The organism is Mycobacterium aquaticum (assembly GCF_002086485.1).
GTDB lineage: Bacteria > Actinomycetota > Actinomycetes > Mycobacteriales > Mycobacteriaceae > Mycobacterium > Mycobacterium aquaticum.
The window spans coordinates 194208-210026 of record NZ_MVHF01000004.1 but is presented as its reverse complement, the minus strand read 5'-3'; the positions used below and the strand labels follow the sequence as shown (position 1 = coordinate 210026).

Below are 15819 nucleotides of genomic sequence, written 5' to 3'. Positions count from 1 at the left end.
GCCACGTCGCTGACTTGGATCTTTTGGCGCGCGGCCCAGTCGTGTCACGGCGTCGCAGCTTGGGGTCGGGGCGCGCCGCCACACCGGCGGCATAACGGTCTGATATTGAATCGAAATCGACTCGCGAGGCAACAAGAGTCTCAGCAGTCACTTTGTTACCGTCGAGCGGTGCAGGTTTCCCGGCGTGACGTGCTGCGCTATGCCACCGCGGCCTCGGCTTTGGTCGGCCTGGGCGCGGCATCAGCATGCGCCGGCACGCCCACTGCGTCCGCCGCTGCGCCCACGCTGATCGACTTCGCCGCGCGCCAGATTCCGGCCCGGGATATCCGGGCCGCCGGCCACTCCGGGGTGATCAACTACGTCTCGACGTCGCGGCCCGGGTCATCCTTCGGCGCCAAGCCGATCACGCTTCCCTACGCCCAGTCGCTGACCGCTGCCGGCCTGGTGATCGTCAGCAACTACCAATACGGCAAGCCGGGTAGCACGGCACCATCGGACTTCACGCGCGGGTACGCCGGTGGTGTCGCCGACGCGCGCACCGCCTGGCAGCTGCATACCGCCGCAGGCGGTGGCCGGAGTGCGCCGATCTTCTTCAGCGTCGACGAGGACATCGACCGCAACACCTGGAACAGCGTCGCACTGCCGTGGTTTCGTGGAATCAACTCGGTGCTCGGACCGCAGCGCACCGGCATCTATGCCGGGATCAACCCGTGCCAATGGGCCGCAGCCGACGGTGTCATCGGGAGGTCGAGCACGCCCGGCCGCGTGTGGGCGTGGCAGACGCGCTCCTGGTCCGGCGGGCAGGTATACCCGGCCGCGGTTCTCTACCAGCGTGTGGTGAGCACCGCCTCGAATCCAGGCCCGGCGGTCGGCGGACTCTCGGTCGACGTCAACGATGTCCTGGCCCAGGATTGTGGGCAGTGGAACCTACATCCGTGAGGTTGCACGTGGTCACGTTGTATCGTCACTAGCCGGCATCGAGATACCCCCAGTATTCCGCCTCCTTCAGCACCTCTCGTTTGTAACTCGACCTCAGTGCGTCGATCACCGCGAGCGTTCGCGACGTCAGCTCATCTCGAATTCCCCTCTGCGCGTGAGCGAATGGGATGAATGCACGCAGCACGTCCGGTGCGTCCAGCGCGATCTCAAGCGGGATCCTGTCGTAGTCGTAGTGGTGCGCGCTGCCGATCGCCTGTTCGACGCGCATTGCGCTCCACCGCAACGGATCTCGCTCATCATCGAGGAGCTCCAGCAGCAGCTCCCGATGGCCGGAGTCGGTGAACGGCGCGGCGGAATCCGTGGCGAAGAACCTGTCGCACAGCTCCTCGATCTCGGGCCAGTCCATCGCCTGCCAGCGGTGCTCACCGCCTTCGGGAAGCCGACGGACCAACCACTGCACGAGAGCTTGGTAGAGCGGCCAGGTCTGGGTTTCCTGTCCGAATGTTGGCTTGGCGAGCGCATCTTCGAGCCACGCGCGGGCATCGGCGAGGTTCATTTCGAGGACATCGGCATCGGCGCTCAGTTCGGCCACGCGGACAAGGGCCTTGTCGATCGGTTTCGGCACAACGCCTACGTCGGCAATGCCCGACAGAATGGTGTGGTCGATCCAGACCGCGACCGTCAGCTCGTGCTCACCATCGATGCGCATACCGAGCACGATTTCGTCGGCATCGCCGAGCACATGGCTTCTGCGCACAGCCCGATACACGTCGACCTGCGAGAGAGCGGGAATCCACTGCGGCAGATGCTCGTCGCGTTCGGCCAGCTCTTCACGACATCGCAGCTGTGCCGCGGGGTCGTCATCGAACAGTTCGGCAATCACGGCCAACAGTGCCGTCGTCTCCCGAGTCGGCACCTCGATCAAGGCGCCCAAAACGCTGTCCACATACGTCTGGTTGCCGAGCGGGTCAGGTTTCGCCACATTCACCAGCAGGCTGGCAATGGACAGCAGATCCAGCGGATGCCTGCGCGCCAGTGCTTTTCGGGCGAAATCGCTCAGCGCTGTGGCGCTCTGCGCATCGCGCTTCTTCGCCCGTCGCGTGTCACGTCGGACCTGTTTGGCCCTGCGCGCTCGTCGTTTGTCGTTCATAAATGGAGGCTACGCACGGCCACTGACATGTTCGGCTGTCGTTCAGAGCCGCCTGGCGTCGAGCGCTTTCATCAGAGCGGGCCGCTTGCGGTAGTCCTGACGGATCTGCGCCATGAACGACGCGAAATCAGCACTGCGACCGCCTTTCTCATAGAGCTCGGCCATCGTCGCCAGTCGCTCGGCGACGTCAGGGTACAGCTTGGAGTCGGGGTACCGCAGATCCTTCTCGAGTCCGGGGCGATACAAGTCTGCCGCTTCGACGGGTCGAGTGTCGGCGCCTCGCACCGCCAATTCCTTCCAGGCCCAACCCGGACCGTAACGGTCAGCAGCCTGCCACGCGGCCTCCATATCGCCATCGCTCATCAGCAGCTGAACCAGGAGTGCTCCGGCGGCGAAGCGGTCGGAGGCCAGTTGTTCCGCATGCTCCAGGGCCCATGCGTGTTCGGTCTTCGAACGGTCGACGCCGGCCGCGAAATCGAGCAGGACGCGGTAGTTCTCGACTGACGGCTGGCGGACGAAGTCTGCGCGCAGCGCCGCGAGCGCGTCGTCGATACGGCCCAGTGCTTTGTATGTGGCGGCGACGAAGTCCGGACTCAGCCAGTATTCGTTGCCACCACCGTAGCTGCTGATGCGTCCCGCTGCCACGGCGCGATCGATCCATGTCACCGCATTGTCCGGCCGTCCGGCTGCGCGCAACCGCTCGACGATCGCCCCGTATTGCGGGTGGTCTTCCTGGCTGAGCAGGTCGATGGCCCGGTCGAGGTCGCCGTCATGGTCGGCAAGCTCGGAATTGCCTCACTCATTGAACTAATTCCGACATTGTGGTGCTAAATCAAATGTCGCCGAAAGTCTCGCGTATTAGACAAATAAGAGCCTCGGCACCCTTTCGATCGATCTGAATAGACTGGGATATTTTGTTGGGCATCTGCCGATCAACCGTTCCGTATGTATCGAGCTGTAGAATCTTGTTTCCCGCATGATCGAAGGACCGGAACCCACACGAAACTGGTCGGTGCAGAGAATTCTTCTCCGAGACTACCGGTTCAAAATTTGCAATTAGCGCCATAAAGACTCCCCTTCCCGGACGAGTAGTGGTCCCAAGAGACTACGCTCTGGCATCGTAAGCCCACGAACTTGCCCGTATTTGGACATCCGCCTTCGTAACTACTACGGGGCCGCCTGCGTACGATCCCGTCATCGACCCTGAACAAGCGGCACAAAGGCCACGGATTTGAAGCGAATCGCCGTTCTGAAAATCCACATCACGGCGAATCCCTTGAAGCGCGCGTAGATGTCAGAGGTATCAGGCAAACTTTCCGCTAGGCACAACCGTGTGGGTCGTGGCGATGTCCAGCACTGTCGCAGCGCGCACCGCACGAACTTGGGGACGGAGGACTGGATGCGAGCTGCGGCCGGGGCGAATGACGGGACATGGGCGGAGTATCTGGAATGGAATGATGCGGTCGCACAGGTCCTATACCCGATGACCGATGCGTCGTTGCCCGTCTATATGGACATGGAAGTAGCGGAGCTTCAGAAGATCGCCGAATACGCCCGCGATGAAAGTGGCGACCCGCGCAAGGCTCTCACCAGGGCTGTACGAGCTGCGTCGGTCCACAAGGGCAAGATTGACCTAGGCGCTCTCGTACAGCGCACGGCGGCGTGGTCGCGAACGAAGGATCGGAACATGCCACCCCCGTGCCTTGCCTTCCTGGCGGTTACTGCACTGGCCGCGGAGGACATGGGCATTACCGATGACGACATTGCAGGCAACGCCTATTACGCGCGCCTAGCCCGATTGCTGGGACTCCCAGACGCCGACACTCGATTACGTCAGCAGTACGCGAATCACGCAGAATTCTTGTGGCGATGTCTCAACCGATGGCTTGACGACCTCGATGGAGCACGCGGCATTCCGACCGCATACGCGCTCACATTCCGTTATGTGGGCCTGCCGATGTCGCAGGCGCTTGTTCGTGAGGGCGACCGGCAGAAGTTTCCCGTGATGTTCGCCCAGTTCGGCCTCAGCCCGGGAATGCACTTGGCACCCGAGGATCTAATCACCTACCTCGATGTCTGGCTCGGATCAGAGCAGTCCTCCGCATCCAACAACCTGCGCCACCTGTGGGAGCGGCCCGCCACTCGCGAACGCATCGCAACTGTCGCCGCTGTGGAACTAGCGAACTGGGATGGAACGATCGGAGACGAATCGGCCGTAACGGTGGGTGGAACGCCTCTAGCAACGCGCGCGACGTTGGTGGCGAATGTCCGGTCCGGGTTTATTGAGCAATCGCTTGGGCTGTCACTGGGACTGAGGCCTCTCACGGGAGATATGGACGGCAAAATGGAGGTTCTCTCCACAGACGGGTCTTGGATCGATATCGGATTCGCGCCCGGGACGGCCGGCCTTTGGCGAACGTCTTACAACCAGGCCATCGACTTCGGATCGATACTCGAAGGTGTAGTGCGACTCCGCCACGCGGCTGAGCCCGTCATAGAGTACAAGCGGTTCCCACGGACCGTAATACCTCTGGTCTACGACGAGCTCCAATCAGCCTTTGTCGAATCCGAGCGCCTTCAGATTGGTGCCGACTCTCTCGTGCTTGTACGAACCGTGTCGAACGAGACGAAGGTGAAAACCAAAGCAGCTGACGAAGTTGAACGGGTTCTTGCGGCATGCGCACGGCCAGGGTATCGGCGTATTGACATCCTCAACGGATTGCCGCCAGGCTGGGCCCTGTTCAAGGATGTCCAGCTATTCGGATCTCCGGAGACACACCTGAACGAGCTGGTTCCGCTCGCCCGCAACAAGCTCACCCTCGCAGGCGGCCTGCGCATTCCGTCCAAGATTCGTAAGTGGTCGACGCACAGCCCTCCTGAAGTTCGGGCTGCAGTTCAAAGCGAATTAGAACTGCTCGTGACGCTGTCTGAGGCGACCTCCGAACTTGTCCTGCACGAGTGGAAGTCACACACAGGTTCGCTAGTGGCGAGTCTTTCGGACGCGAATCTTCCGGATGGAGACTACCGAGTCTCGCTCTACACCGGAAAAAAGTCGACTCCGATACAGCAATCGTCGATCCGGTTACGGTCCAGCGCCGACGTCGATACGTCGTGGGAGAACGCACCTCGGCTGGCTTATGTTCTCACCGACCCCGTCGGCATACTTACCGCGACAGAAGTCCGGTCCGAATCCGAAATGTTCATAGACGGTCTCGCGACCAATGGCGATCTGAACGTCCAACCGATTCGCAAGGCGTCGTCTAAGGTCGTGTGGAACAGCTCACGACAGGTGGTCTCTCGCCCGACTATCCAGGTCGGGACCCCCGACCCGAAGTCGTGCATCGTCACTGGTGCCCATCATTTCGTGCTCCCTACGTACTACGGCAAGACGGCAGCCAAATTCATTGAGGGTGAGTGCAAGTCATGCGCTATGGTGAAGCGTTTTCCCACCTGGCCGCGCAATCGGTGGCAAAAGAAGTCAGACTCAACCGCCGATTCGCTGCTATCGATCGACGAACTTGAGTCGGTCGAGGAACAAGCTGGGCCGAATTGGGATGCTGCGCTAGACGCCCTCATGCACCTTGGCGGAGGGTCGATTTCCACCCTCGAATCCATAGCTCTACAACTTGAGGGATCACTATTGTTTGTAGACACATTTATCCGAACCCTTGAAGGCTTGGGGCACATTGCAGTCGAACGAAATGAGCTGTTTCAGGCAACTCGTTGGGAAATATCGCCGTCGTGCATAGGTGAGACAACGCAAGGTACTTTTCGCCTTACGGGCTTTTGGCCACCGCAAGACGCTGATGAGGTCAAAACCCGCCTTTCAGAATTCGGAACCGAGCTCGCGGTCGTCTCAGAGCGCGCGGGCCCGTCGGTGCAGTGCTTCACGCATCGGATGTCAGACGTCGCGTCGACGCTGGAAAAAGTCCTGCCGCGATTCGCGATCGTGACCCATACGGGATTAGCGATACTAAGCTCGCTACCAACCCTGTCCGCCGTCGCAAGGGCACTGACGAGAGTTCCCATGCCAGGCTTTCAGTCAGCCGAACGGTTCGACCTGCAAACCGCTAATTGGGTTCGCTCCACGGACCCATACGCGCCAGGCGCATACCGGCTACGACGTGGGTTCGAATCGGTGTACGTCTATAGGTCACCTGATGACGTCTCGGCGGGTTTCGCTTGCATCGCGCCAGTCCATCTCGTTAAGCACCTTGCTGCGAATGACGCAGACGTAACATTGGCAGGCTTCTCCAACAAGTCGCGAGCCGTTTTCGTGCCGCGGGGCTGCGACTTGCCTGGCCTATACGCCCGGGCTCTAATTGCAATGTCGGGCCGAGTTCCAATTACGACTCTGGCACCCTCCAAGGACGGTAAAAAACGCAAATGCCTTGTATATAGATGCGTTGAACAACAGGCCGCCGATATCCTAGTTACCCTGCTTTCCACTTAGGACCGCACCCAATGCCACAGATCACCCCAATCTCACTCGCACGCGGCCTCCGCGACGCATATATTCGCTATTTCGACACAGCGTTCTGGCTGAACGACGAATCGGTGATGCGGGAACGTAGAGCGCTACTCGAGCAAGATGACGCCTTGATCGGCAAGATTATGGTCGAGCCCGTGATTCCCTACGAGAACTCGGAATTGTTACTTGACGTCACAACAAGAGCAGGCGTGAGAGAAGCAGCGGCCCGAGCCGTAGGTGAGGCATTACTTCCATTCGCACCGGTTGACCAGCTGAGGCTTCGCGAGCATCAGGCGCAATCAGTTCGGCACCATTTCAGGCCAGGGACGGAACCTGGCCGGAACGTAGTTATCACATCTGGCACCGGTTCTGGCAAGACAGAAGCCTTCTTGTTACCACTGTTGCTTCGCATCGTCAACGAGGCAATCACTTGGCGGCCCCAACACCAGGCACATTGGTGGTGGGAGTCAGATGCATCAGGTTGGCAGCCGATGCGCCACCCTGAAAGCCGGCACCCGGCCGTCCGCGGGCTCATCCTGTACCCCACGAACGCGCTCGTCGAAGACCAAATGACCCGATTGCGCCGCGCAGTTCGAGAACTACGCGAAGTCATGCCTGAACGCCCAATCTGGTTTGGGCGCTATACCGGGAGCAGCGTCGGCTCCCGGAACCGACCAGTATCGAAGGCGGCAGCGCGCGAGGTGGCCGCTCAACTGCGCAGATATGAGCGAGAGTACGCAGATCTTGTGTACTCCAAACAAGGTGGGCGTCCCGAAATCGACCTGAGCCAGTTCACCGATCCGCGAGGCGGCGAGATGGTCACTCGCTGGGACATGATCGCGCACGCGCCCGATGTTCTGGTCACAAACTACTCGATGCTGAACACGATGATGATGCGTCACTTCGAGGACTCGATGTTCAAGCAGACCGCAACCTGGCTAGCCTGCGGACAGGACCATGTCTTCACGCTGGTCGTCGATGAACTCCACCTGTACCGGGGAACACAGGGTAGCGAAGTCGCGATGATCATTCGCGCGTTACTGAGGCGGCTCGGGCTGTCGCCAGACAGCCCCCAACTTCGGGTGATCGCAACGTCGGCGTCACTCACAGAGACGACGAGCGGCCTCGACTTTCTCGAACAATTCTTCGGCGTCGACCGCAGTTCATTCGCTATCGAGCCGGGCAGGCAACTAGCATTGAACAATGCGGGCCCGGTAGATCCAGGCCGAGCCCGTGCCGGTTCGATTGACCTTGAATCTGCATCGCACGCCATTGCGGCAGCATGCGAGGATCCCGTAGAACATCGGATACGCGCGACAGCTACCGATGTCATCGCGGACCGCATGTTCCCCGAAGCTGACGACCGCCAAGAGTTGTTCGCAAATGTACTGCAGCAACTGGCTGAGAGCACACCGACATCATCATCGATCCCTCTACGGGGGCACATATTTGTGCGGAACCCTCGGGGATTGTGGGCTTGTACTAACCCACAGTGTGGCGGGGTCACCGCCTCAGCCGAGAACCGCCAGATAGGAAGGCTCTACAACACCCCGTTAAGCACCTGCACCTCGTGCGGGTCAAGGGTACTTGAAGTCCTCTACTGCTACGAATGCGGAGATATCAGCTTAGGAGGGTTTGTTGTCGACAGGAGTGCCGACGGCAACGAAGTTCTCCTTGCCCCAGCACCGGTCAACGAAGGCCAGGGTGGCAAGCTCGTATTTCTGAGGTCAACCGCTGAATTCGTTTGGTACCGCCCGGGATTCATGCCAGGTGCACTCAACTCATGGAGTAAGGCCGGCCTGCGACTCGCGTTTGTTCCGACTCGGTGGAATCCTGGTCTAGGTCTCGCCGAAGTGAATTCGCCAAAGCCGACAGGGTTGAGTCTTTTAGTCGGCGGCGCTTCGCCCGAAGACCGCATACCGGCGCTGCCCGACCGCTGTCCGGCGTGTGAGTTTGTCTCCCGGCATCAGTCGAACTACAGGGCGGGGGAGCTCTTCTCACCCGTACGAGGTCATGCCGGCGGCCCTACCGCGGCGATTCAGCTGTACCTTTCGCAGCTGATTCGTAGCCTCGGCGCTGGACGAGAAGGCCGCCAGTCTGTCACGGACGCAAAGACCATTGTCTTCACCGACAGTCGAGATGATGCCGCACGAACGGCGGCTGGCGTAGCCCGCAACCATCATCGCGACTTGGTCCGGCAGGTCGTCCGCCAAGAAATTGGCGCCGGCCCGGACCCATACGCAGCTCTGGACTCGCTTATCACCGCAGGCACTCATGTGGAGCACGGATTCGCTGAAGCCGGCCTTGCGCGGTTCAAGCAGAAGAGCGGGATGCGTATTGACGAATCCGAAAAAGAGGCTCTGGCAAAGGCTTTAGCAGATCTCTGCGACTCAGGCAGCGTCACCTTCAATGAGCTTTGCGAACGAGTCACCCGGGTCTTCGTTTCCCTCGGGGCCAACCCCGGCGGGTCGAACCCTTACAACCAGTATCTAGAGGGCGGGATCCGGGGTGGGAATCCGTGGTACCGCGCCTTCACGCCGCCCAAGCCAGGGTTATGGCCTGAGCCGCCGATCCAGCAGGGGCAGGCGAAGCTGAAGGATGAATTGAGAAAGTCTGTCATCGAAGCCGCGTTTGACCGAGCCCGTCGCGACCTCGAGTCCGTTGCTATTGCACACATTTCAGTCGACGGCACAACGTCTGTAAAGGGCCCTCTAGATAACCAACAACAGGCTCAACTGCTGTCCAGTGTCATCCGCATACTCGGCCTCCTCGGCAGAACGGAAAACAGCGACCGCGGCGGCGTGCACGCGGAGGCAATAACACCGCCACCCATCCGTAAGTACGTCGAATCCGTCGCCACGAGACTCAAAGTGGATGCTGACAGCCTCATCAACCAGCTTGAAGCAATTGTGGCGCAGCCAGTCATAAGTCGCGCCATCGCCGGCTGGCTGCTCAAGACGAGTTCCGCCGACTCGACGTTGGTCCTCGAACCTGCGGGCACGAAGGCGTGGCGCTGCACCCGCTGCAACTTCATTCACCTTCAAGAGAGCCTCGGTGTATGCGCCAACCGGCAGTGCTTTGGCCATACGCTTGTCGAGATCAAGATCGATGGTCCTGAGGACCGCGACTACTACGCCTGGCTCGCCCATCAGCCGCCAAGGCGATTGGCGATCGCCGAGCTGACTGGCCAGACGAAACCCCTTACTACGCAGCGTGATCGGCAACGATGGTTCAAGGGCGCATTCACGCAGTCCGAGAACGAGCTCGCTGATGAGCTCGATGTTTTGAGCGTCACAACAACAATGGAAGTCGGAGTTGACATCGGTTCGCTCCGGTCAACAATGATGGCCAATGTGCCTCCACAGCGTTTTAACTATCAACAGCGCGTCGGTCGAGCTGGACGATCAGGCCAAGCACTGAGCTTCGCAGTGACTGTATGTCGCGATCGCACTCATGATGAGTACTACTTCAATCGACCCGACAGAATCACCGGGGATAATCCGCCACAGCCCTTTCTCGACCTCGCTCGCAAGCGGATTGTTCAACGAGTGGCAGCCAGCGAGTGCCTCTATGAGGCGTTTTCAAGCATTCGACCGGCCCCCGATTGGACACCAAAGAGCAACCACGGGACATTTGGCCAGCTTGACGGGTGGCCAGTCCTCCGATCGAAAGTCAGTTCGTGGCTCGATAGTTCAGGGCTTGTCAGCGATGTCGTGGACCGCCTCGCTACGTATACGCCTCTGAATCCAACAGACGTCAACGAGATCAAGGCATGGGTGCAGTCTTCACTAATCGACGAGATCGATGATGTCGTGAAACGTGAATCCGAATCAACCGAGACTGAGCTCAGCGAGGCGCTCGCCCGACATGGTGTATTGCCGATGTTCGGATTCCCTACGCGCGTGCGCAGTCTCTGGCACTCGGACGTCAAAACACGCAAAGCGATGGAGGATGATGTCGTCAGCGACCGATCGCTCGACATCGCAATCAGTTCTTTCGCCCCCGGTGCGCAGGTCGTAAAAGACGGCCTAGTGCACAAGGCTGCCGGCTTCGCTGCGTACGTGCCCAAAGGCAAGTTCGTCGAGCCGGTCGACCCGCTAGGAAGTGCGCATGCAGTCGGTCGTTGCCCTAAATGCGGTCGTACTGAGCTTAATCCCAAAGCGCTATGTGGCGCGTGCCATGAAACCCTCGAGCATGTTTCGCTTTATGAACCGAGAGGATTCAGGACCGACTACAGCGCTCGGCCTTTCGCAGATGACGTCGATGTCCTGCGGGGTGCTGGAAGCCCAGCACTAACGCTCAACGTCTTCCCGACAGACCACGCAGAGGTTCGTCGGGTGGATCTCGACCTGTATTCGCAAAGTCAATTGGTTTCAATTAACGACAGCATGGGCCGCGGCTATCAACTCACTCACCAACCGAACGGGACGGTCCTCGCCGAGCCGGGGGCCGGCGGAGCCTCAAACCTTGTTGTAATCGGCGAGATCCGCGTGACAGATGCGCTGTTGGTGACGCCGCGACGACTTGACGTGAGAACAGGCGCTGTTGCGTTATATGACCAACCTTCCGGTCGGGCTGCCTACACCTCTCTAGCCGAGACACTCCGCCGCGGCGCGGAGGTTCATCTCGATCTCGACCCATCAGAGTTGACAACCGGACTAACGCCGCTGCGATTACCGCTGTTTGGTGCCGAGGAGCCAGACACGAAAGCACAAGTGGCCGCAGCCATCTACCTTGCTGACACTGCCGCTAACGGTGCGGGATACGCTGTCGAGCTCGGTCAGGCCGATCAATTCGAGACTATGTTGGACAGCACCCTCGACGACCTGCGCCTGCAATGGGATGCTCAAGAGCACAAGGATCGTTGTGACACATCGTGTCCCGACTGCCTTCGCTCGTACGACAATGCTCGCCAACATGCGCTGCTGGACTGGCGCCTCGCGCTGGACATGCTCGAGCTCGCCGCAGGTGTGGAGATGACCGTAAGCCGATCGCTCCCAAGCACCGGAATCTGGATGGATGTGGCCGCGCAAGCCCTGAGCGGATCTCGGACCGAGCATATCGACGATATCCCGTTGATCACACGAAACGAACGCTGCGTGATGCTCATTCACCCTCTGTGGCGGGCTGATCCAGAGTTCTTCACCGACACCCAAGCGGCGGCCTACGAGGCGGCTACGGAGAGATTCCGCAGTGTGGTGCTGGAGGACATTCGGGCGTTTCGAATGAATCCGCTGGTGGTTTGGCGTCATCTTCAATGACTGTGCGATCGCGGCAGCCGCGTCCAACACCGATTAAGTTCATCACACCGACGCAGCTCAACCAAGGTGAAAATTGCCTTTGGCGTCTCGGATACAGTCGGGATCCTGAAGTTTCGTCGCTGAACCGCCCGTCGCCGGCGAACGCCCTCGGTGAGGCGATACACGAGGTAACTCGGCAGCTGGGCGAGGCAAGTTCGGCATCGCGTATCAGGCCTGGCGAGTTTGATAATGCGTGGGACGCAGCCGTCGCAGAATCGATGTCGGCGCTTCGGAAGGCATGGGCACCGGCGTTGCCGCCATCGCCAGAGACATGGCCAGGATGGTCGCTCTGGAAAGTCCGTATGCAAAAGGCGTGGACAGCGGGCTTGTCGAATCGGAAATTGGTGAGTTCCCAAGCCATGCTGCGATCGAAACTGTAGAAGGGACCAGGCATTCGATAGCCGTCGACGCCGACGAGGTCCAACAGGTACGTGACCGCGCGCTGCCCGTTCTTGACAGCGCGCTGTCCGTTCTTGACAGAGTGAACGATTCTATGCTCGGAGAACTCGACAGCTCTCTTGCCAGTCCGGCCGCAGCAGTCTGTGGATCGTGTTCATTCCGACCGGCATGCGCACCGTTCTTTGAGGCCTACGACGAAACTTGGCCGACCGCCCATCCACTTCTGTTCGAAGTGGTAACTGTCGATTCGTCGCCGCACGGCTACAGGCTGCAAGCGACTGTTCGGCGTCGCCGATGGCGCGAATGAAACAGTGCATGTTTTAGGCTTTCCGTTTGCCGTAGCTCCTGAAATCCGCGAACTTTGGGGCAGCATCGACTTTGCCGGCCGCGGGTCGTCGGCCGTGGCCTGCTGGAACGCTGTCATATACAGATGGCCGTCGCAGATGTATGACAACCCGGCGGCTAGTTCCTGATCTGACACGCTGCCAACACGGTTTGTCGGATCTCGTCAGCGACGATTTGGGGGTCTTCGTGCGCCCAGTAGCGCAAGACGACCCATCCAGCGTCACGAAGCTTCGCATCCGTGTCCTTATCCCGGGCGCTATTGCGTTGCACTTTGGCCATCCAGTACTCGGAGTTCGCCGTTGGCAGTCGATGGTGCTCCGGACATCCGTGCCAAAAACAACCGTCTATGAATACGGCAACCCGTCGCCTCGTGAATACAACATCTGCAGTCCGCCGCAACTGTGGAATCGGCCGGGCGTTAACCCGATATCGCAGCCCCGCGGCGTGCAGGAACCGCCGGATCGCCAGTTCAGGTGTCGTATCGCGTGATTTATTGGCGCGCATGGCCGTCCTCGCGTGGTCACTTGACGCCCATGACTCTGGCACCTCACCACGGTATATATAGGTGAGCCTCCCGGACGATGTCGGGACCAACAGATACTGTGACCGCGTGGGTAGCGTGACGGCGATCAGCACCGCGAAGACACGCGGCAAGCCGAAGATGATCGAGTTCTTTGCTGGCATCGGCCTGGCAAGGATTGGACTTGAAGGAGCCGGGTTTGCGGCGAGTTGGGCCAACGATTACGAGCCCAGCAAACAACAGATGTATCTCGCCCACTTCGGAGAGAAGCGAGGCCATACGTTTGTGCTGGGCGACATCGCCGCGGTGTCTGCATGGGACCTGCCCACTGACGCTGCTCTGGCTTGGGCTTCTTCACCGTGCACCGACCTGTCACTGGCAGGCGCGCGCGCCGGGCTCGCTGGTGCCGCGTCGGGGACGTTTTGGCACTTCATCCGATTGCTCGAGAACTTGAATGATAAGCGCCCGCCTGTCGTAGTACTCGAGAATGTCACAGGTCTGGCAACCTCGCACGGCGGAGACGACCTCTATGCGGCGATATCCGCCTTCAATCAGCTTGGCTATTCGGTCGATGTGCTTGCTATCGACGCACGTCGCTTTCTCCCGCAATCGCGCCCGCGAATGTTTGTTATCGGGGCGTTGAACCCGCCGGAGGATTCCGCAGAATCAAATCCAGACTTGCGGCCCGAGTACTTGCAGTGGGTGTACGGAGATTCCAGGCTACGGACCCACCGCGCCCGCTTGCCAGCGCCACCGGCCCCTCTTACTAGTGGCTTGTCGTCACTGATTGAGGAGATGCCAGACGCGGATGAGCGGTGGTGGGACGACCACCGTACGGCGCGTTTCGCTTCGTCTCTGTCGCCTATGCAGACCGAACGGATCAACGAGCTGCGGCGATCACGAAAAATCTTGTATCGGACCGCATATAGACGAACCCGCGGAGGCATTCCCATGTGGGAGGTGCGCGCAGACGACATTTCGGGCTGCCTGCGGACTGCGCGTGGCGGGTCATCAAAGCAGGCGATCGTCCGCCTAGGAGGCGAACGCCTGCAAGTACGCTGGATGACGCCGCTGGAGTACGCCAGGCTCATGGGTGCAGCCGACTACAATCTGAGGACCGCAGGCACTAATCAGGCGCTCTTCGGATTCGGTGACGCGGTCGCCGTGCCGGTCGTAAAGTGGCTCGGGACTCATTACCTTATACCTCTTCTAAGAGGAGAACTCGGTACTCCCACAACCGACTTCGAGCACTTAAGTGTCAAGTAAGGGTACGGCGTCTCCGAATCCGAAGCCTCAGAGGCCCGCCAAGTCTTCGTTGCCGGCACCCGACGTCCGCGGATTTCGCAAGCGACTGCGCGCGTTCCTAGAGGAGAAGGACGACCGCGGCCGGAAGTGGTCTAACGCAAAATGGGGCGTCTATGCCTTCTACGACTACGACGGAGAGCCAATCTATGTGGGCCAGACCAACGAGAAGCTCCGGACCCGTATCAGGCGGCACTTAACCAATCAACGCAGCGATGCTGTCGCAATGCGTATCCTCGACGTCTTCGAGGTGGCCGACGCCGAAATGTGGCCGCTCTGGGACTTGGAGAACGTCAGTGCGAAAGACAAGGAAGCAAAAAAGAACCTCGACGCCCACGAGTACACCGCCTACTTGAACGCGATCGAACAGTCGCGGTTTAAAGCGATCCTCAACGAGAAGATACCACCGGTGTCGGACACAGTCGTAATGCCACCGTCGCTTCGTTGGTCGTTGATCGACGACGAGGTGCGCGAAGAGCGCCAGCATCCGGATATTCGCATCGCCCGGCGTGCAGAGACGATCTCGCGGCTCGCAGCAGTCTCACGGGAACGGGGCGAGGTGTCCGAGGGATTGCGACGTGTGCTCGTCGTTCAAGCCGTGCGGCTGGCTTTCATCGCCGCTGAACGCCTCGCACACGCGGAGGGCCGACCAGCACCCGACCCGACAGCCATCTCGATCGAGCGTCTCGTCGGTTCAGTGCTCTACGAGTTCACCGATCCATATGGCGAGTACACCCCCGACAGAGACGACGATACCCTCGACGACTGACCATGCGGACCGGATGTCCGGAGCGCGAGCCCAGCCGGCTTGCCGAAGGTCTAAGAGCGGGCGTGTGATCTCGGTTTCGAAATGGCAGCAGCCGCGATTGCAGCCACCAGGCCGTTTCCGACCGCAACCAACGTGATCCCGCAAATTCGTAGTCGTGGATCGGTTAGTGGATCGGTTATCAGTCCGCTATCGACATCAGCAACTATTCAACGGCCAGGTGCCGGGAAACTTCGTCCCCCCAATCGGTGATCTCCCCGACGATCCTCACCGGCTCACGGGTCCGGTAGGAGCGGGTCGGATTGCCGGGCAGCTTCTTGTCCGTCACATTCGGATCGTCCTCAAGCGGACCTTCGGGTTCCACGATGTAGATGCGGCCTCGGCCCTTGCCGACAGCAAGCTCGGCGCCCCACACCGCGGCATCCAAAGTTTGAGTGACATAGACGTGATTCATGATCCGGCCGGCTTCGTAATTCGACTCGCGGCCGGGCACCAGCCGATCCCCCACCGCAAGATCGGCTTTGGTGCCGTGCAGGTAGGCACCTGACGGATGCACTTCAAAAGGCTTCGGTGTACTCGTCACAACATTCCCCCATCAGCGGTTACTTCGCGGCCGGACGATTGTGC

Annotated in this window: 10 protein-coding genes; 6 read left to right on the top strand and 4 right to left on the bottom strand. The window is 60.0% G+C overall.

Annotated features, from left to right (window positions below):
- Positions 1–168: 168 nt before the first annotated feature.
- The gene (locus BST13_RS06410; protein ID WP_029368187.1) at positions 169–939 is read left to right on the top strand and encodes a DUF1906 domain-containing protein; all 771 of its coding nucleotides are present in this window, start codon (positions 169–171) and stop codon (positions 937–939) included.
- Between the two features lie 28 nt (positions 940–967).
- Here BST13_RS06410 and BST13_RS06405 read toward each other — a convergent pair whose 3' ends face one another.
- Positions 968–2089, bottom strand: coding sequence for a hypothetical protein (locus BST13_RS06405; RefSeq protein ID WP_083161787.1), 1122 nt, complete (start codon positions 2087–2089; stop codon positions 968–970).
- 42 nt (positions 2090–2131) lie between these two features.
- Positions 2132–2755 (bottom strand): hypothetical protein, encoded by a 624-nt coding sequence (locus tag BST13_RS06400; RefSeq protein ID WP_142282747.1) that lies wholly within the window; start codon positions 2753–2755, stop codon positions 2132–2134.
- 733 nt (positions 2756–3488) lie between these two features.
- Between BST13_RS06400 and BST13_RS06390 the strand changes: the two genes are divergently transcribed.
- The 3 genes from BST13_RS06390 (at position 3489) to BST13_RS38635 (ending at position 12566) form a co-directional block, all read left to right on the top strand.
- Positions 3489–6542: a hypothetical protein gene (locus tag BST13_RS06390; protein WP_142282746.1), complete on the top strand. Its 3054-nt coding sequence runs from the start codon at positions 3489–3491 to the stop codon at positions 6540–6542.
- Between the two features lie 11 nt (positions 6543–6553).
- Positions 6554–11821, top strand: a complete 5268-nt coding sequence (locus tag BST13_RS06385; RefSeq protein ID WP_083161779.1) for a DEAD/DEAH box helicase — start codon at positions 6554–6556, stop codon at positions 11819–11821.
- A 232-nt stretch (positions 11822–12053) separates the two neighbouring features.
- Positions 12054–12566 (top strand): hypothetical protein, encoded by a 513-nt coding sequence (locus BST13_RS38635; RefSeq protein ID WP_142282745.1) that lies wholly within the window; start codon positions 12054–12056, stop codon positions 12564–12566.
- A gap of 155 nt (positions 12567–12721) precedes the next feature.
- On the opposite strand, the gene BST13_RS06380 is transcribed toward BST13_RS38635, so the two are convergent.
- Complete coding sequence (locus BST13_RS06380) at positions 12722–13288, bottom strand: DNA mismatch endonuclease Vsr (protein ID WP_083161985.1); 567 nt, start codon at positions 13286–13288, stop codon at positions 12722–12724.
- Between BST13_RS06380 and BST13_RS06375 the strand changes: the two genes are divergently transcribed.
- Both BST13_RS06375 and BST13_RS06370 read left to right on the top strand, forming a co-directional pair.
- The gene (locus BST13_RS06375; protein WP_245839400.1) at positions 13215–14390 is read left to right on the top strand and encodes a DNA cytosine methyltransferase; all 1176 of its coding nucleotides are present in this window, start codon (positions 13215–13217) and stop codon (positions 14388–14390) included. The two genes, BST13_RS06380 and BST13_RS06375, sit on opposite strands and share 74 nt — an antisense overlap.
- Before the next feature lie 49 nt (positions 14391–14439).
- The gene (locus BST13_RS06370) at positions 14440–15195 is read left to right on the top strand and encodes a GIY-YIG nuclease family protein (RefSeq protein ID WP_083161777.1); all 756 of its coding nucleotides are present in this window, start codon (positions 14440–14442) and stop codon (positions 15193–15195) included.
- Between the two features lie 202 nt (positions 15196–15397).
- Here BST13_RS06370 and arr read toward each other — a convergent pair whose 3' ends face one another.
- Positions 15398–15775, bottom strand: coding sequence for an NAD(+)--rifampin ADP-ribosyltransferase (arr, locus tag BST13_RS06365; protein ID WP_083161775.1), 378 nt, complete (start codon positions 15773–15775; stop codon positions 15398–15400).
- Positions 15776–15819: the final 44 nt, after the last annotated feature.

Excerpts from the sequence above, each read along its gene's own strand:
- BST13_RS06405 (WP_083161787.1), bottom strand. The coding sequence starts at position 2,089 with ATGAACGACAAACGACGAGCGCGCAGGGCCAAACAGGTCCGACGTGAC.
- BST13_RS06390 (WP_142282746.1), top strand. The coding sequence starts at position 3,489 with ATGCGAGCTGCGGCCGGGGCGAATGACGGGACATGGGCGGAGTATCTG.
- BST13_RS06385 (WP_083161779.1), top strand. The coding sequence starts at position 6,554 with ATGCCACAGATCACCCCAATCTCACTCGCACGCGGCCTCCGCGACGCA.
- BST13_RS06380 (WP_083161985.1), bottom strand. The coding sequence starts at position 13,288 with ATGCCAGCAAAGAACTCGATCATCTTCGGCTTGCCGCGTGTCTTCGCG.